General features: G+C 74.0%; 13 protein-coding genes. 1 reads left to right on the top strand and 12 read right to left on the bottom strand.

The features are described from left to right. Window positions 1-325 precede the first annotated feature (325 nt). The 7 genes from SM452_RS11850 to ligA all read right to left on the bottom strand — a co-directional run bounded on the left by SM452_RS11850 (window position 326) and on the right by ligA (window position 12,562). Window positions 326-2,683 (bottom strand): transketolase-like TK C-terminal-containing protein, encoded by a 2,358-nt coding sequence (locus SM452_RS11850; RefSeq protein WP_262014710.1) that lies wholly within the window; start codon window positions 2,681-2,683, stop codon window positions 326-328. Between the two features lie 116 nt (window positions 2,684-2,799). Then, window positions 2,800-4,293, bottom strand: a complete 1,494-nt coding sequence (gene gatB, locus SM452_RS11845; protein WP_018786240.1) for an Asp-tRNA(Asn)/Glu-tRNA(Gln) amidotransferase subunit GatB — start codon at window positions 4,291-4,293, stop codon at window positions 2,800-2,802. Window positions 4,294-4,416: 123 nt separating this feature from the next. Next, window positions 4,417-5,568, bottom strand: coding sequence for a putative Ig domain-containing protein (locus tag SM452_RS11840; protein WP_355507498.1), 1,152 nt, complete (start codon window positions 5,566-5,568; stop codon window positions 4,417-4,419). A 191-nt stretch (window positions 5,569-5,759) separates the two neighbouring features. After that, entirely contained in the window at window positions 5,760-7,235 is a 1,476-nt protein-coding gene (gatA, locus tag SM452_RS11835) for an Asp-tRNA(Asn)/Glu-tRNA(Gln) amidotransferase subunit GatA (RefSeq protein WP_355507495.1), read from the bottom strand. 76 nt (window positions 7,236-7,311) lie between these two features. Next, window positions 7,312-7,617: an Asp-tRNA(Asn)/Glu-tRNA(Gln) amidotransferase subunit GatC gene (gene gatC / locus SM452_RS11830; RefSeq protein WP_135243672.1), complete on the bottom strand. Its 306-nt coding sequence runs from the start codon at window positions 7,615-7,617 to the stop codon at window positions 7,312-7,314. 105 nt (window positions 7,618-7,722) lie between these two features. After that, window positions 7,723-10,257 carry a putative bifunctional diguanylate cyclase/phosphodiesterase gene (locus SM452_RS11825; RefSeq protein ID WP_463839920.1) on the bottom strand — a complete coding sequence of 845 codons (2,535 nt, stop codon included), beginning with the start codon at window positions 10,255-10,257 and terminating at the stop codon, window positions 7,723-7,725. A 151-nt stretch (window positions 10,258-10,408) separates the two neighbouring features. After that, on the bottom strand, window positions 10,409-12,562 hold the full coding sequence (gene ligA / locus SM452_RS11820) for an NAD-dependent DNA ligase LigA (protein ID WP_410054939.1): 2,154 nt from the start codon (window positions 12,560-12,562) through the stop codon (window positions 10,409-10,411). A gap of 182 nt (window positions 12,563-12,744) precedes the next feature. Here ligA and SM452_RS11815 point away from each other — a divergent pair, with 182 nt between their 5' ends. Continuing rightward, window positions 12,745-13,269, top strand: a complete 525-nt coding sequence (locus SM452_RS11815) for a type II toxin-antitoxin system PemK/MazF family toxin (protein ID WP_262014705.1) — start codon at window positions 12,745-12,747, stop codon at window positions 13,267-13,269. 19 nt (window positions 13,270-13,288) lie between these two features. On the opposite strand, the gene SM452_RS11810 is transcribed toward SM452_RS11815, so the two are convergent. The 5 genes from SM452_RS11810 to SM452_RS11790 are packed head-to-tail and all read right to left on the bottom strand — an operon-like array spanning window position 13,289 to window position 18,077. After that, window positions 13,289-14,320, bottom strand: a complete 1,032-nt coding sequence (locus SM452_RS11810) for an ADP-ribosylglycohydrolase family protein (protein WP_463839919.1) — start codon at window positions 14,318-14,320, stop codon at window positions 13,289-13,291. Between the two features lie 26 nt (window positions 14,321-14,346). Continuing rightward, window positions 14,347-14,715 (bottom strand): VOC family protein, encoded by a 369-nt coding sequence (locus SM452_RS11805; protein WP_030270144.1) that lies wholly within the window; start codon window positions 14,713-14,715, stop codon window positions 14,347-14,349. Between the two features lie 37 nt (window positions 14,716-14,752). After that, window positions 14,753-15,757 (bottom strand): methionine synthase, encoded by a 1,005-nt coding sequence (locus SM452_RS11800; protein WP_262014703.1) that lies wholly within the window; start codon window positions 15,755-15,757, stop codon window positions 14,753-14,755. A gap of 30 nt (window positions 15,758-15,787) precedes the next feature. Further along, window positions 15,788-16,864, bottom strand: coding sequence for a tRNA 2-thiouridine(34) synthase MnmA (gene mnmA / locus SM452_RS11795; protein ID WP_013284461.1), 1,077 nt, complete (start codon window positions 16,862-16,864; stop codon window positions 15,788-15,790). A 37-nt stretch (window positions 16,865-16,901) separates the two neighbouring features. Then, window positions 16,902-18,077: a cysteine desulfurase family protein gene (locus tag SM452_RS11790; protein WP_355507484.1), complete on the bottom strand. Its 1,176-nt coding sequence runs from the start codon at window positions 18,075-18,077 to the stop codon at window positions 16,902-16,904. Between the last annotated feature and the right edge of the window lie 83 nt (window positions 18,078-18,160).

Here is an 18,160-nt window from a genome sequence, read left to right as displayed (position 1 = left end):
CCCGGTGACTCGGCGTCACGAAGCCCGTCCGGCACGGGGATGCCCCGCCGCCGACTTTGCTCTGCACCCATCGGCGCAGCAGGCACCGAGAGTCGCCGCCTGGGTGGATGCAGAGCGGTGGGCACTCCACTCCGTCCCAGCTCAGGGCGGTGATGCGGATGTGGCTGCAGAGCAAAGGGGCCGAGAGGTGAATCCCGAGGCCACCAGAGGCGGTTACTCTCCGCAGCCAATCCAGCCGTCACGTTCCGTGAGGGAAAACCAGCCACCGCCCGGGCTGTCCGGCCGGCCCCGTGGCGGAGTGCGGTCAGCGCAACGGACGCGCGCCTCAGCGCAACGCGATCGCGGCCAGCGCGGCGTTGACGATGCTGCCGGGCAGCAGGTCGTGCAGCTCGTACAACTCCCGGACGCTGCCGGACTGGCCGAACTCGTCCACGCCGAGCGGCACCGCCGGGGCGCCGACCGCCGAGCCGAGCCAGGCCATCGCGTGCGACGCGGCGTCGTGCACGGTGACCACCGGCACCCGGTCGGCGAACGCCGACCGCAGCGCGCCGGGCACGCTCGGCACGGTCGCGGTCCGCACGCCCTGGCGCAGCGTCCGCTGCCACGCACGGTAGAGCCGGTCCAGGCTGGTCACGTCGACCACGTGCGCGGCGACGCCCTCCTCCGCCAGCTCCGCGGCGGCCGCCAGGACCTCCGGCAGCACCGCGCCGGAGGCGGCGAGCTGCACGACCGGGGCGTCAGCCAGATCGGGGTACGCCTGGTGCGCGTCGACGAGCCGGTACGCGCCGGCCACCACCTGCCGCCGCAGCACCGCGTCCCCGAGCCGCGCCCGGGCCGCCTCGAACGGCGCCTGGTCGATCGGCCGGGTGCTGAGCCGGAAGTAGTACGCCCCGTCCTCGGCCGGCGCGGCGGTGGCGGCCGGAGCGGCGCCGCCGGCGATCTGCCCGAGCGCGTCGCAGAGCAGCCAGTCGAGGCTGCCGGCGTACGCGGGCTCCAGGAACGTCACCCCGGGCAGCTCCAGGCCGACCGACGCGGTGATGGTGGACTGGTGCGCGCCGCCCTCCGGGGCCAGCGTGATGCCGGACGGGGTGCCGGCCACCACGAACCGGGAACCGGAGTACGTGCCGTAGAGGAACGCGTCGAGACCGCGCAGCACGAACGGGTCGTAGACGGTGCCCACCGGCAGCAGCGGCTGGCCGGACAGGTCCCACGACAGGCCGAGCTGGCCCAGCAGCAGGAACAGGTTCATCTCCGAGATGCCCAGCTCGATGTGCTGCCCGGCGGGGCTCTCGGTCCAGCGCAGCATCCGGTCCTCGGTCCAGGAACGCTGCTCGGTCGGGGCGAACACGCCCGTCTTGTTGATGAACCCGGCCAGGTTCGTCGAGGTGGCCACGTCCGGCGCGGTGGTCACCAGGTAGGGCGCCACCTGCGGATCGCGTGCCAGGTCGACCAGCACCCGGCCGAAGACCTCCTGGGTGGAGACGGGCTTGTTCGCGCGTACCCTCGTGGTCTCCGGAACGGTGACGCCCAGCGCACGCTCGCGCGGCCGGCGGGACAGCGCCTCCCGGCGCTCGCCGGCCCGGATGCCGGCCGGGGTCGCCGGGTCGAGGCGGTCCCACTCGGTCTCGACGGTCAGGCCGTGCGCGGCGCGCAGCGCGTCGATCTGCTCGGTGGTGAGCAGCGCCGAGTGGTTGCGCGGGTTGCCGGCGATCGGCAGACCCCAGCCCTTCACCGTGTACGCGAACACGACGCTGGGCCGGTCGGTGACCGCGTCGCACTGGGCGTACGCGTCGAGCATCGCCTGCGCGTCGTGCCCGCCCAGGTCGGTGACGAGCGGGCCCAGCTCGTCGTCGCCGATGTCGGCGACGAACGCGGCCACCTCGGCCGGCGCGCCGTCCAGGAACTGCTTGCGCAGCGCCGGCCCGGCCAGCCCGAACAGCGACTGGTACTGCTCGTTGGGCATCCGGTCGATCCAGTCGCGCAGCGCCGCGCCACCCGGCCGGGCGTACGCCTCGGCGAGCCTACGGCCGTACTTGACCTCCACGACGTGCCAGCCGGCCGCCTCGAACTGACCGCGCCACTGGTTGATGCGGATGCCGGGGACGACCCGGTCCAGTGACTGGCGGTTGAAGTCGACGAGCCACATCACGTTGCCGAGTCCGGTGGTGGCCGGGTCGGCGACCGCCTCCCAGATGTTGCCCTCGTCCAGCTCGGCGTCACCGATGATGGCGACGAACCGGGAGTGCGGGCGCGGGCCGAAGTGCGCGTCGACGTAGCGGCGGGTTACGGCGGCGAACAGCGGCGCGGCAGCGCCCAGGCCGACCGAGCCGGTGGAGAAGTCCACCTCGTCCGGGTCCTTGGTACGCGACGGGTACGACTGGAGCCCGCCGCGTGCCCGCAGCTTCGGCAGGTACGACTTGTCGAGGTTGCCGAGCAGGTACTGGATCGCGTGGAACACCGGCGAGGCGTGCGGCTTCACCGCGACCCGGTCCTCGGCGTCGAGGTGGTGGAACCAGAGCGCTGTCATCGCGGTGACCAGGGAGGCGCTTGACGCCTGGTGGCCGCCGACCTTCACCCCGTCACCGGTGTCGCGGTCGTGGTTGGCCGCGTCGACGATGCGGGTGGCGAGCCAGAGCACCCGGCGCTGGATCTCGTCGAGGACGTCGAGGTCGTGCTGGTTCACGGTGACTCCATCCGGGCGTCGCCGTTGACGCCCTGTCCGGGGAGGGGGTGGCGAGGCGTTAGGAAGGGCCCCTTCCCATGCACCAGGCGTTAAGAAGGGGCCCTTCCTTACGTACGTCAGGCGCCGAGGCGCGCCAGGATCAGCTCGCGGACGGTCTTCGCGTCCGCCTGGCCACGGGTGGTCTTCATGACCGCGCCGACCAGCGCGCCGGCCGCCGCGACCTTGCCGCTGCGGATCTTGTCGGCGACGTCCGGGTTGGCGGCGATCGCCTCGTCCACTGCGGCGGTGAGCGCGCCGGTGTCCGAGACGACCTCCAGGTTGCGGTTGGTCATGATCTCGGTCGGCGAGCCCTCACCGGCCACCACGCCCTCGAGCACGGTACGAGCCAGCTTGTCGTTGAGCTTGCCGGCGTCGACGAGGCCCTGCAGCTCGGCGACCTGCGCCGGAGTGGCACCCACGTCGGCCAGTTCCACGCCGGTCTCGTTGGCGCGGCGGGACAGCTCGCCCAGCCACCACTTGCGGGCGGCGGCAGGGGTCGCACCGGCGGCCACCGTCGCCTCGATCAGCTCGACCGCGCCGGCGTTGACCACCGACTGCATGTCGAGGTCGGACAGGCCCCACTCCTGCTGGATCCGCTTGCGGCGCAGCCGCGGCAGCTCCGGCAGGGCGGCCTTCAGCTCGGCCACCCACGCGGTGTCCGGGGCGAGCGGCACCAGGTCCGGCTCCGGGAAGTACCGGTAGTCGGTGGCGGTCTCCTTGGACCGGCCCGACGTGGTGTCGCCGGTGTCCTCGTGGAAGTGCCGGGTCTCCTGGGTGATCCGGCCACCGGCCTCCAGCACGGACGCCTGGCGCAGCATCTCCGAACGGACCGCCCGCTCGACCGAGCGCAGCGAGTTGACGTTCTTGGTCTCGGTGCGGGTGCCCCACTCCTCACCCGGCCGGTTCAGGGAGGTGTTGACGTCGCAACGCAGCGAGCCCTCCTCCATCCGCACGTCGGAGACGCCGAGGGAGCGGATCACGTCACGCAGCTCGGTGACGTACGCGCGGGCGACCTCGGGCGCGAGCGCGCCGGTGCCGGGGATGGGCTTGGTGACGATCTCGACGAGCGGGATGCCGGCCCGGTTGTAGTCGACGAGCGACTCGGTGGCGCCGTGGATGCGACCGGTGGCGCCGCCGACGTGCAGCGTCTTGCCGGTGTCCTCCTCCAGGTGCACCCGCTCGATGCCGATGCGCACCAGCTCGCCGTTGACCTCGACGTCCAGGTAGCCGTCGAAGCACAGCGGCTCGTCGTACTGGCTGATCTGGAAGTTCTTCGGCATGTCCGGGTAGAAGTAGTTCTTCCGGGCGAACCGGCACCACTCGGCGATCGAGCAGTTCAGCGCCAGCCCGATCCGGATGGTCGCCTCGATGGCGGCCTTGTTCGCCACCGGCAGCGATCCGGGCAGGCCGAGGCAGACCGGGCAGACCCGGGTGTTCGGCTCGCCGCCGAAATCGGTCGGGCAGCCGCACCACATCTTGGTGTTCGTGCCCAGCTCGACGTGGGTCTCCAGGCCGATCACCGGTTCGAAGCGCGCGACGACCTCGTCGTACGCGGGCAGTGTCGTCGTCATCTGAGCTCCAGGCGCGATCCGGACAGAACCGTTCCAGCCTAATCGGCTGGCCGAGCCACCCCGCTGCCGGGCTTCGAGATCACCGCACCAGGCCCGCCACGACGACCGGGCCCGGGCCGGGTGTCACTCGGGTGTGGTGAAGGTCCGCCGCCGGTTGTACGCGAGCACGAGCAGGATGCCGCCGACGGAGAAGGCCACGACGCTCAACAGCAGCAGGACGAGCGGCGAACCCGGCCCGGTGATCGGCAGCCACGCGCCGCTCACCTTCGACGGCGAGGGCGTCGGCTGGGGCGCCGGGGTGCTGCTGCTCTCCGACGGCGTGGCGGCCGGGTCGCTCGGCGTCGGCGTCGCAGTCGGGTCGGCCGGGTCGGGCGTCGAGCCGGTCGGGGACGCCGTCGGGGTGCTCTGGGGCCGCGCGGCGACGGTCAGCGACACCTGCTTCGTGGCGCTGGTGCTGTATCCCTTCGCCGCGACGGTGAAGGTGAACGTGCCGGCGCTGCCCGGGGTGCCGCTGAGCTTGCCCGCCTCGTCGAGGGTGAGACCGTCCGGCAGGGCCCCGGCGGCCAGGGCGAACGCGATGTCCGAGTCGCCGTCGGCGGTGAACCGGAAGGAGTACGGCTTACCGACGGTGGCGGCGGGCGGTTCGCCGGAGGTGAACGCGGTCACCGCCTCGGCGACGACGACTGTGACGTTCTGCTCGTCGAAGCGGTCGTTCTTGTCGGTCATCCGCAGCGTGAACGTGTACGTCCCGGGCGTGGTCGGCGCACCACCGAGCGACGTCCCCACCACGAGCATCCCCGTCGGCAGACCGCCCGAGGTCACCGACAACCGGTACGGCGCGGTGCCACCCGTCGCCTCGACCGTGTGGATCGCGTACACCCGGCCGAGGTACATGGGCGACCGGGGCTTGCCCGACGTGATGACGACCTTCTGCTCGCGTACCTCGATGGTCGCCGTCTGCTCGCCGAAGAGGTCGTTCTTGTCGGTCATCCGCAACGTGAACGTGTACGTGCCGGGCGTCGTCGGCGCGCCACCGAGGGACGTACCGACCACGAGCATCCCCGGCGGCAGACCGCCCGAGGCCACCGACAACCGGTACGGCGCCGTGCCACCCGTCGCCTCGACGGTGTGGATCGCGTAGACCTGCCCGATGACCATGACCGACCGGGGCTTGCCCGAGGTGATGGTGACGGCCTCGGTGGCGGCGGTGCCCGGTTGCGCGGCGGCCGGTTGCCCGGCGCCCAGCAGCAGCGCGACGACCATCGTCAGGGCCATGACCGGACGAAGTGTCCCCATCGCACATCCAGCTCTCGGTCGGAACCGCTCGCGTCCGCCAGCGGGCCGCAGTCCAGTCGAACCAGCAGACTCGGAGTCTATTCGACCAGTGCCAGTGACCCCGGGCAATCCACTGATCGGTGATCACCGTGTCGGTACGGAGGCGGCCGGGCCGCCTCCGTACCCGTGGTTCAGAGCGCCGGCGGGGTGAGCGTGCCGACGGCGCCCTCCAGCGCGGCCGCGACCCGGTACATCCGATCGTCGGCCATGGTCGGCGCCATGATCTGGAAGCCGACCGGCAGCCCCTCGGACAGGCCGCACGGCACCGAGATGGCCGGGCCGCCGTACAGGTTCGTCGGGATGGTGAACAGGTCGGCCAGGTACATCTGGTACGGGTCGGCGGTACGCGACCCGATCGGGAACGCCACGAACGGCGTGGTCGGCGAGATCAGCGCGTCGACCTGCTCGAACGCGCTGGTGAAGTCCCGCGTGATGAGCGTGCGGACCTTCTGCGCCTGGCCGTAGTAGGCGTCGTAGTAGCCCGACGAGAGCGCGTACGTGCCGATCATGATGCGCCGCTTGACCTCGGGGCCGAAGCCGGCCTCGCGGGTCAGCGACATGACCTCCTCCAGCGACCGGTTGCCGTCGTCGCCGACCCGCAGGCCGAACCGGACGCCGTCGAACCGGGCCAGGTTGGAGGAGCACTCGCTGGGCGCGATCAGGTAGTACGCCGGCAGCGCGTACTTGAAGTGCGGGCAGGAGATCTCGACGATCTCGGCGCCCAGCTTCGCCAGCGCCTCGACCGACTCGCGGAACGCGGCCATCACGCCCGGCTCCGCGCCCTCGCCGGTGAACTCGGTGACCACGCCGAGCTTCACGCCGGTCAGGTCGCCGGTGGCGCCGAGCCGCGCCGCGGCCACCACGTCCGGCACCGGGGCCGGGATCGAGGTGGAGTCGCGTGGGTCGTGACCGCCGATCACCTGGTGCAGCAACGCGGCGTCGAGCACGGTACGCGCGCACGGGCCGGGCGTGTCCAGCGACGAGGAGAACGCGACCAGGCCGTAGCGGGAGGTGCCGCCGTAGGTGGGCTTCGCGCCGACGGTGCCGGTGACCGCGCCGGGCTGGCGGATCGAGCCGCCGGTGTCCGAGCCGATCGACAGCGGCGCCTCGTACGCGGCCAGCGCCGCCGCGCTGCCACCGCCGGAGCCGCCCGGGATCCGGTCGGTGTCCCACGGGTTACGGGTCGGCCCGTACGCGGAGTATTCGGTGGAGGAGCCCATCGCGAACTCGTCCATGTTCGTCTTGCCGAGCATCACCGTGCCGGCGTCGCGCAGCCGCTCGACGATCGTCGCGTCGTACGGCGGGCGCCAGCCCTCCAGGATCTTCGACCCGACAGTGGTCGGCACGCCCTTGGTGGTGAGCACGTCCTTCACCGCGACCGGCACACCGGCGAGCGGGCCCAGTTCGTCACCGGCGGCGCGGCGCTCGTCCACGGCACGCGCGGCCGCCAGCGCCCCCTCGGTGTCGACGTGCAGGAACGCGTGCACCCGGTCGTCGACGGCGGCGATGCGGTCCAGGTGCGCCTGGGTGACTTCGACCGCGGAGGTCTCGCCGCTCGCCACCAGTCCGGCGATCTCAACGGCGGTCAGCTTGCTCAGGTCGGTCATGCCGGCACTCCGCTTCGCTCCGTGCCGTCACGACCGACAACCACGCTGAGCCTGATGATTCGCTCGCTGCGCTCGCTCATGAGGCCACATCCTCGTCCAGGATCCGCGGGACGCGGAACCGCTGCTCCTCGGCGTCGGGGGCGCCCGACAGCGCCTCCTGCGGGGTCAGGCCCGGCCGCACCACGTCCTCGCGGAGCACGTTCGTCAGCGGCACGGAGTGGGACGTCGGCGGGATGTCCGCCGCGGCGACCTCGCCGACCTGCGCGACCGACTGGAGGATCACATCCAGCTGGCCGGCGAAGGTGTCCAGTTCCTCATCCGTGACGGCGAGCCGCGACAGTCGCGCGAGGTGCGCGACCTCCTCGCGGGAGATGGCGGCCATCAGTGCCCCCTTCGTGGCTGTCCTGAGACGTCTGCGACGGACCGGCCGCGCGTGCAGGCGTGCTCGATGACGCGCGGTGACCGGAGCGAGTCTATTGTCCCGCCGTCACGACGACGCCTTCGACTCCCCCTCCGGCGCCGGACCGCCGCGGCTCACCGCCTCCGCCGGGCGCACCGGACGGTAGCGGGACAGCCAGGCCACCAGGTCCTCGGCCGGCATCGGCCGGGCGTGGAACCAGCCCTGCGCCACGTCGCACCCGGCGGCGTGCAGCAGCCGCCAGGTGCGCTCGTCCTCCACGCCCTCGGCCACCACCCGCAGCCCGAGCGCGCCGGCCAGCTCGATCATCGAGCGGACGATCGCCGCGTCGTCCGGGTCCTCGGCCATCCCGAGGACGAACGACCTGTCCACCTTCACCTCGGACAGCGGGAGCCGGCGCAGGTGTTGCAGCGACGAGTAGCCGGTGCCGAAGTCGTCGAGCGCGATGCCGACGCCGATGCGGTGCAGTTGGGTGATGCTGGCGAGCACCCGTCGCGGGTCGGCCATCAGCGCCCCCTCGGTGATCTCCACCTGGAGGCGCTCGGGCGGCACGCCGTACCGGGTCAGCCGGTCGGCGATCTGGTCGGCGATCTCGCCGGTGTGCAGGTCCCGGACGCTGACGTTGAGCGCGGCCCGCAGCGTGAGCCCGGCTGCGGACCACTTGGCGAGCTGCTCCACCACGTCGTCGACCACGCGGCGGGTGAGCAGCCGCATCACCGCGCTCTGCTCGGCGACCTGGATCAGCTCGCCCGGGTCGACCATGCCCCGGCGCGGGTGCCGCCAGCGCAGCAGCGCCTCGACACCCACCACCTCGCCGGTGGCGATGGCGATCTGCGGCTGGTAGTACATGGTGATCTCACCCGGGTGCCCGGCCGGCTCGTCCGCCTCGGCCGCGGTGCTCCCGTCGGCGGTCGGCCCGATGACGCCCGGCGCGCCGGTGCTCACGGCCGCCTCCGCGTCCTGGGTGACGTCGGCGTCGGCGGTCTCCGGCGCGAACTCCGCGTCGCCGACCACGAGCGGACCCGCGCCCGTGCCGGCGCCGGCCCGGGCGGCCCGGCGGCGGATCGGGTCGGCGCCGGTGAGGATCTGCTCGATCAGGTCGTCGTCGTGCCGCTCCTCCGCGCGGTCGCGGCGTCGCCGCAGCCACCGGTTCGGCCCGTCGCCGGACCGTCCCCGGCCGCCGTCGCGCGCCGGGCGCTGGTTGCGGGCCGGGCGGTCGGCGCGCACCGGCAGCGCCGGGGTCAGGGCCGCGCCGTCACCCCCGCGTACGCCCACCGTCTCCCCGCCCTGCGCGGACGGGCCGGACTCCAGCACCCGGCGCAGGTCGGCCAGCAGACTGAGGCGCTCGGCCGAGTTGTGGTCGGACTCCGGCGCGTACACCGCCACCGTGTCGTTGCGGTGCTTCGCGTCGTACATGGCCACGTCGGCGTGACGCATCAGGGTGGCGAAGTCCTCGCCGTGGTCGGGGTAGAGCGCGATGCCGATGGCGCCGCCCACGTCCAGCGGCAGCCCGTCCAGCGGCACCGGTTCGGCGAGCGCGGCGACCACCCGGTCGGCCCGCTCGCGGGCCTGGTCGATGTCGGCGAGCCGGGGTACGACGATGGCGAACTCGTCGCCGCCGAGCCGCGCCACCATGTCACCGGCGCCCACGGCGCCCATCAGCCGGGCGCTCACCTCGACCAGCAGGCGGTCCCCCACCGCGTGCCCGAGCGCGTCGTTGACGTGCTTGAACCGGTCGAGGTCGAGCAGCAGCAGCGCCAGGTGCGCGTCCGGCGCACCCCGAGCGGCCCGCTCGCCGTGCAGGTGCACCTGCTCGGCCACCTCGGTCAGCAGCGCCTTGCGGTTGGGCAGCCCGGTGAGCGGGTCCACGTCGGCGAGCTGTTCCCGTTCCTCGGAGAGCCGGGCCATCCGGTAGACGGCGAACAGCGGCACCAGCACCAGCGGGATCAGCGCCGCGCTGGCCCGGGCGGCGGCCACCAGCACCGGCGCGAGCAGCAGCAGCGAACCGGTGGACAGCAGCTCGTACGCCAGGCCGCTGCGGACGCTCGGCCACCACCTGTCGCCGAACCGCAGCCGGACCGCGGAGCTGACCAGCCCGTAGTTGACCACGAACCAGGCGAGCGTCGCGCCGCCCACCGCCGCCACGTCGGTCCAGTGCAGCCGGCCGCCGCCGAACAGCTCGCCCGGACCGAGCCGGGTGACCGCGTACGCGGCGGCGAGCGCGCACGCGTACTGCGCGGCGTTGAAGCCGGTGCGCCAGGGGGCGTACCCGAGTCGCCAGCCGCTGACCGCCACGGCGACGGCCTGCACCGCGACGGCCGGGCCGAAGCCCCAGCCGAGCAGGATCGCGAAGGTGAAGCAGGTCGACGGGAACACCGCAGACGTCTGCCGGCGGCCGGGCGGGACGAACGGGCGGGCGTCGCAGGCGACGGCGAGCACCGCCATGGTCCAGAACGCGGCCGGCAGTTCGGTCAGCCGGTCGGTGAGCGCGACGAGCGGCCCGGCCGAGACCAGCAGGGCGACCGCGCCGATCGCGGCGACGAAGCCGAAGAACGGCCCGCTCCGCCCGGGCGGGACGGAGTTACGCGGGTCGCCGGTCTCCATCGCACCTCCCGGGGAATGTCCTGGCGCGCGCCGTCACGCGTCGTACGCCAATGAAACGCCCTCCGAGGCGATTTCCCCGACACGACAGTCACGAATCGGTCGGAGTCGTAATTAACTTGGTATCCGCGAACGATCGCCGTGACCAGCCCCGTCAGTCCTCCACCCGGGCCACCTCGCGGGCCGCCTCCGGGCCGGAGTCGAGCAGCACCCGGAAGCCGTCCTCGTCGAGGATCGGCAGTTTCAGGGTGGCGGCCTTGTCGGCCTTGGAGCCGGGGTTGTCGCCGACCACCACGAAACCGGTCTTCTTGGAGACCGAGCCGGTCACCTTGCCGCCCCGGACCTGGATCGCCTCGGCCGCTTGGTCGCGGCTGAACCCGCTCAGCGTGCCGGTGACCACCACCGTGACGCCGTCGAGCGGTCGCGGCCCCTCGTCGGCGGCCTCCTCGGCCATCCGTACGCCCGCCTCGGCCCATTTGCGCACCACGTCGCGGTGCCAGTCGACGGCGAACCACTCCTTCACGCTCGCCGCGATGGTCGGGCCGACGCCGTCCACCGAGGACAGCTCCTCCTCACCGGCGGCCTCGATCGCGGCGACCGACCGGAAGTGCCGGGCGAGCGCCTGGGCGGCGGTCGGGCCGACGTGCCGGATGGACAGTGCCACCAGCACGCGCCACAGGTCGCGTTCCTTGGCCTCGGCGAGGTTGTCGAGCAACTTGGTGGCGTTGCTGCCCAGGCTGCCGTCCTTGTTGACGAAGAACGGCGACCGGCTCAACTGCTCGGCGTCGAGCTGGAACAGGTCGCCCTCGTTGGTGATGATCTGGGCGTCCAGCAGCGCCGCCGCGCCCCTCTCGCCGAGCACCTCGATGTCGAGCACCTTGCGGCTGGCCAGGTAGAAGACCCGCTCGCGGATCTGACCGGGGCAGGCCCGCCCGTTGGGGCAGCGGATGTCGACGTCGCTCTCCTTGGCCGGCGCGAGCGGAGTGCCGCAGGCCGGACAGGTGGTCGGCATGACGAACGGGCGGGCGTCGGCCGGGCGCAGCTCGACCACCGGGCCGAGCACCTCGGGGATCACGTCGCCGGCCTTGCGCAGCACCACCGTGTCGCCGATGAGCACGCCCTTGCGCTCGACCTCGCGGGCGTTGTGCAGGGTGGCGTAGGCGACGGTGGAGCCGGCCACCCGGACCGGTTCGAGCACGGCGCGCGGGGTGACCCGGCCGGTGCGCCCGACCTCCACCTCGATGTCGAGCAGCTTGGTGTTCACCTCCTCCGGCGGGTATTTGAAGGCGATCGCCCAGCGGGGCGCGCGGCTGGTCGAGCCGAGGCGGCCCTGGATGGAGACCGGGTCGACCTTGACCACCACGCCGTCGATCTCGTGCTCGACGTCGTGCCGGTGCTTGCCGTAGTAGGCGATGTATTCCGCGACGCCGGCCAGGTCGTCCACCACCCGCCACCGGTCGCTCGTGGGCAGCCCCCACGCCTTGAGCGCGGCGTACGACTCGGACTGCGCGGCCGGCCGGAACCCGGTGCGCGCACCGATGCCGTGCACCACCAGGCGCAGCGGGCGGGAGGCGGTCACGCGGGGGTCCTTCTGCCGCAGGCTGCCGGCGGCGGCGTTGCGCGGGTTGGCGAACGGCGCCTTGCCCTGCTCGACCAGGCTCGCGTTCAGGTCGGCGAACGCGGCCACCGGGAAGTAGATCTCGCCGCGCACCTCCAGGAGGTCGGGCACGTCCGGGAAGTCGTCGGCCGGGGTCAGCCGGGCCGGCACGCCCTTGATGCTGCGCACGTTGGCGGTGACGTCCTCGCCGGTGCGGCCGTCGCCCCGGGTGGCGGCGCGCACCAGCCGGCCCTTCTCGTAGGTCAGGTTGATGGCGAGCCCGTCGACCTTCAGCTCGCACAGGTAGGGCACCGGGCCGCCGGCGTCCCGCTCGACCCGCTCGGACCAGGCGGCCAGTTCCTCGTCGGCGAAGGCGTTGTCGAGCGAGAGCATCCGTTCGGCGTGCGCGACCGGGGTGAAGTCGGTGGAGAAGGTGCCGCCGACCCGCTGGGTGGGCGAGTCGGGGGTGCGCAGCGCCGGGTATTCGGCCTCCAGCGCCTCGAGCTCCCGCAGTTGCTTGTCGAACTCGGCGTCGGTGACGGTCGGCGCGTCGAGGACGTAGTAGCGGTACTGGTGTTCGGTCAGCTCCTGGCTGAGCGTGGCGTGCCGCTCCCGGGCCGCCGGGGTCGGCTCGGCACCCGCCGCCGCGTCCTGGGCGGCGTCGACCGCTGGGGGAACCGCTTCTTCGGACACGCCGCCGCCTTCGGACACCGCTGTCGACCTCCCGTGTCGGTGCTACCCGAGAACCGTAGCGGTCGGCTGTGACAGTCGTCCGGTCACCCGCGCCGAGCAGGGCGGACCGGTGCCCGCCGCGCCACCCGGCGGGTCCGCCCCGGCCGTGCGACGATCGCGTCGGCGGTAGTGGGCGACAACGGTCGGGAGGCGGGCGGCGGATGCGCGACGGGGTGGTCTGGGCGCTGGTGATCGTGGCCTGCGTCGCGGCCGGCTGGCTGTGGAACGAGTGGCGCCGCCGCGCGGCCGACCGCGCCGGGACGCGCGACCGGGCGGACAGGAGGCGTGACCGGACCGGCACCGGGCCGCGGGGTGACCGCACCGCGACGCCGCCGAGGCCGCGTGGCGCCGGGCGGGCGGACCGGAACGAGCCCCGGCCCGGGGAGATCTGGTGGGCCGACGTGCCCTACGCCGACGGGACCGGTTCGAAGGTGCGCCCCTGCCTGGTGCTGCGCGTCGACGGCCGGGACGCCGAGGTACTGAAGATCACCAGCCAGGACAAGTCGGACCGGGACGACCACCTGCCGATCCCGACCCGGGACTGGGATCCGGGCGCCGACCACGACAGCTACCTCGACGTGAGCGAGCCGATCCCGGTGTCGCTGAGCGCGTTCGCCGACCGGGCCGGCACCTGCGACCCGGACCTGTGGCGTGGCGTCCGCCGGCTGAGCCACCTCACCGGCTGACCCCGGCGGCGTCCGCACCTCAGCGCGGCGCCTCCCCGTCGAACGCGGCGGCGAGCGCGGTGAGCTGGCCCGCGTACTCGATCCGGCCGGCCCACCCGGCGGGCCAGGCGGCCGTGCCGTACGCGGCGCCGACGAACGCGCCGGCCAGCGCGGCGATGGAGTCCGAGTCACCGGCCGTGGTGGCACCACGGGCCAGCGCGCCGACCGGGTCGTCGCGGTGGCGCAGCGCGCAGAGCAGCGCGGTGGCGAGCGCCTCCTCGGCGATCCACCCCTCGCCGGTGAACCGGCACGGGTCGCCGCCGTCGTCCGGGCGGGCCAGCGCCGCCTCCAGCCGGCCGAGCACGTACAGGCAGTCGTCCCAGCCCCGGGCGACGAACTCGGCCGCGCTGCTCTCGCCGGGCCGCTGCCACAGGTCACCGAGCCAGTCGTCCCGGTAGACGGTGCGCTGCTCCCGGGCCCGCTCGGTGAGCAGGCCGGGCAGTTCCGGCAGCGCCGCGCCGTCGCGCAGCAGCCGCACCGCGTACGCGGTCAGCTCGCTCGCCGCCAGCCCGGTCGGGTGGCCGTGGGTCAGGCCGGCCTGGAGCTGGGCCAGCCCGGCCATCGTGTCCAGGTCGACGTCGAGCAGCCCGACCGGGGTGACGCGCATGTTCGCGCCGCAGCCCTTCGAGCCGGCGACCGTGGCCTCCTGCCAGCGGGCGCCCCGGGCCAGCTCGGCGCAGGCCCGCAGGCAGGTCATGCCGGGGGCGCGGTTGTTCTCCGGGCTGACCGACCAGTCGACGAAGCGCTGCCGCAGCAGCGGCTCCACCACCTCGGCCGTGTACGCGGGCGCGTCGTGCAGCGCCCACGCCACGGCGAGCGCCATCTGGGTGTCGTCGGTGACCAGGGCCGGGTCGCCGGTCAGCTCGCGCGGACCGGCCGGACCGTAGCGCCGGACGATCTCGGTGACGGTGAGGAACTCGGTCGGCTTGCCCAGGGCGTCGCCGTAGGCCAGGCCGAACAGCGAACCGGCGGCGCGGCCGGTGGCGGTGGAGGCGGTCACGGTGGCGATCATGCCTCCACCACGCAAGCCGCGGAAGATCAGTCCCAGCAGAGGCAGAACGGGTGGCCGACCGGGTCGGCGTAGACCCGGAAGCCCTCCCCCTCACCCGGCAGCCGCCGTGCGCCGAGCGCCAGCACCGCCTTTTCGGCCGCCTCGATGTCGTCGACGCTCACGTCGAGGTGGAACTGCTGCGGCCGGGCCGGATCGGGCCAGTCGGGGGTGCGCAGGCCGGGCGCCCGTTGCAAGGCCACCCGCGGCTGATGCCCGGGTGGGCCGCCGAGCACCACCCACTCGTCGCCGTCGGAGTTCTCCTCCACCACGGGCAGGCCGAGCAGCTCGGAGTAGAAGGCGGCGAGCGCGCGCGGATCGGGACAGTCGATCACCGTGGAACGCAGTCGTCCAATCATGCCGGTCATCGTGCCCGGCGGGTACGACGGAAAAAAGTCAGTCCTCGGCGAGCCGCCGGCCCGCGTCGCGGCAGGCGGTGAGCACCGCGCGGGCGTACCCCGGGGTGGCGCCGGCCAGGCCGCACGCGGGAGTGACCACCACCTGCTCGGCCAGCCGGCGGCGGGGGAAGCCGAGCTGGTCCCAGACCCGCCGCACCCGGTCGGCGACCTGGGCCGACGTCGGCGCCCGGCCGGACGGCGGCGGCAGCGTCGGCGCGGCGCCGGCCAGCAGCCCGAGCCCGGCGTCGATCGCCTCGCCGAGCGGGTCGAGGTCGGTGACCAGCGACAGGTCGAGCGCGACGCCCACCGCGCCGGCGGAGCGGATCAGCTCCAGCGGTACGTCCGGCGCGCAGCAGTGCACGAGCGCCGGTACGCCGGCCGCCTCGATCACGTCGCGCAGCAGCGCCCGCGCCACCTCGGTCTCCACCGGACGGTGGGTGCCGAAGCCACTCTCGGTGGGCACCCGCCCGGCCAGCACGGTCGGCAGGGAGGGCTCGTCGAGCTGGAGCAGCACCGAGGCGCGGGGCAGCCGCCGGGTCACCGCCTCGACGTGCCCGCGCAGCCCTTCGCCGAGCGAGCCGGCGAGGTCGCGTACCGCGCCCGGGTCGCGCAGCATCCGGCCGCCGATCGGCAGCTCCAGCGCGGCGGCGAGGGTGAACGGGCCGGCCGCCTGGACCTTTACCGGTCCGGCGTACTCCTCGGCCTGCTCGGCGAGCTGGTCGAGGTCGCGTTCCATCAGGTCGCGGGCGCGGCGCAGGTCACGGCCGGGGCGCGGGGCGATCCGCCAGCGGGCCGCGTACAGCTCGACGGGCAGTTCGACGAGCAGGCCGGCGGTGCGGCCGACCAGGTCCGCGCCCGGCCCTCGCGCGGGCAGCTCGGGCAGGTGCGGCAGGGCGGGAAGTTCGCCGAGCACGATCCGCTGCGCCTCGGCGATGTCGGTGCCGGGCAGCGACCCGATGCCGGTCGCCGCGCCGGTGGGCCAGGGCCACGCCTGCTCAGTCACGGCCGCAGCCTATCCGCTGCCGGTACGAGGTCAGGCGGCGGTGATGGTGGCGGAGCCGAGGACCACGTCGCCGGCCGGGTCCGGCCGGTAGGCCACGATCGCCTGGCCGGCGGCGACACCCCGCACCGGGCGGCGCAGCGACGCGCGCAGGCCGTCGGCGTCGACCTCGACGGCGGCCGGCACCACGTCGCCGTGCGCCCGGAGCTGCACCTCGCACTCGACCGGCCCGTCCGGGCGCGGCCCGCCGGTCCACACCGGGCGGGTCGCGCGGACGTCGGAGACCTCCAGCGCCTCGGCCGGGCCGACCGTCACGGTGTTCGTGGTCGGGGTGATGGACAGCACGTAGCGGGGCCGGCCGTCCGGCGCCGGCCGGTCCAGGTGCAGGCCGCGCCGCTGCCCGACGGTGTACTGGTAGGCGCCGCTGTGGCTGCCCACCACCGCGCCGGTGAGCGCGTCCACCACCTGGCCCGGCGCCTCACCGAGCCGCTCGGCCAGGAAGCCGCGGGTGTCGCCGTCGGCGATGAAGCAGATGTCGTGCGAGTCCGGCTTGTCGGCCACGGCGAGGCCGCGCCGGGCGGCCTCCGCGCGCACCTCGGCCTTCGTCGAGTCGCCGAGCGGGAAGATCGACCGGTCGAGCTGCGCGCGGGTCAGCACCGCCAGCACGTACGACTGGTCCTTGGCCGCGTCCACGCTGCGCCGCAGCAGGCCGTCGGCGCCGAGCCGGGCGTGGTGGCCGGTGACCACCGCGTCGAAGCCCAGGGCCACGGCCCGGTCCAGCACCGCCGCGAACTTGATCTTCTCGTTGCAGCGCAGGCAGGGATTCGGGGTACGCCCGGCGGCGTACTCGGCCACGAAGTCGTCCACCACGTCGTCGTGGAACCGGTCGGCCATGTCCCACACGTAGAACGGGATGCCGAGCACGTCGGCGGCGCGCCGGGCGTCCCGGGAGTCCTCCAGCGTGCAGCAGCCCCGGGCGCCGGTGCGGTACGTCTGCGGGTTACGGGCCAGCGCCAGGTGTACGCCCGTCACGTCGTGCCCGGCCTCCACCGCCCGTGCCGCCGCGACGGCGGAGTCCACCCCGCCCGACATCGCCGCCAGAACCCTCACCGGCCCACTCCCCTCGTCCTCACCGAGGGTATCCGGGTCAGCGGGGCGTACGGAGGGCGGCCGCGCGGCGGGCCCGCTCCACCGCCGCCGGGAGCGCGGCGATCAGCGCGTCCACGTCCGCGCCGGTGCTCGTGTGGCCGAGCGTGAAGCGCAGCGAGGACCGGGCCCGGTCGTCGTCGGCGCCCATCGCCAGCAGGACGTGCGAGGGCTGGGCCACGCCGGCCGAGCAGGCCGACCCGGTCGAGCAGGCGATGCCCTGGGCGTCCAGGAGCAGCAGCAGCGCGTCTCCCTCGCAGCCGGGGAAGGAGAAGTGCGCGTTGCCGGGGAGCCGGTCGGCCGGGTCACCGTTGAAGATCACCTCGGGGACGGCCTGCCGGACCCGCTCGACCAGCTCGTCGCGGAGCGCGGCGACGCGGGCCGCGTACTCCTGCTGGCCCTTCACCGCGGCCTCGACGGCGACCGCGAACGCGACGATGCCCGCGGTGTCGAGCGTCCCGGAGCGTACGTCGCGTTCCTGGCCGCCGCCGTGCAGCAGCGGGGTGGCCGGGACGTCGCGGGCCAGCAGCAGCGCGCCCACGCCGGTCGGGCCGCCGAGCTTGTGCCCGGTCACGGTGAGCGCCGACACGCCGCTGGCGGCGAAGTCGACAGGTACCTGCCCGACCGCCTGGATGGCGTCGGTGTGGAACGGCACCCCGTGCTCGGCGGCGACGGCGGCCAGCTCGGCCACCGGCTGGACGGTGCCCACCTCGTTGTTCGCCCACATGGCGGTGACCACCGCGACGCGCTCGCCGTGCTCGGCCAGCTCGGCGCGCAGGCGTTCCGGGTCGAGCCGCCCGGCCGCGTCGACCGGGAGCCAGCCGGCCTCCGCGCCCTCGTGCTCGACCAGCCAGTCCACCGCGTCGAGCACGGCATGGTGCTCGACCGCGCTGGAGACGACCCGGACCCGCTCGGCCCGGGCGTCGCGGCGGGCCCAGAAGACGCCCTTCACGGCGAGGTTGTCGCTCTCCGTGCCGCCGCCGGTGAAGATCACCTCGGAGGGGCGGGCACCGAGCGCGGCGGCCACCCGCTCGCGGGACTCCTCCACCCGTCGCCGGGCCCGGCGACCCGCCGCGTGCAACGACGACGCGTTGCCCACCTCGCGGGCGACGGCGACGTACGCCTCGAGTGCCTCGTCCAGCATCGGGGTCGTCGCCGCGTGATCAAGGTATGCCATCACCGTTCAGCCTAACGGCCTGCGTACCCGGCGCCGGGGGCCGGACCGCCCCGTCCCACCCGGGGCGGTCCGGCCGCTCACGC

It is taken from the genome of Micromonospora sp. SYSU B005, from assembly GCF_055362685.1.
This window is presented reverse-complemented; position numbering and strand designations above follow the sequence as displayed.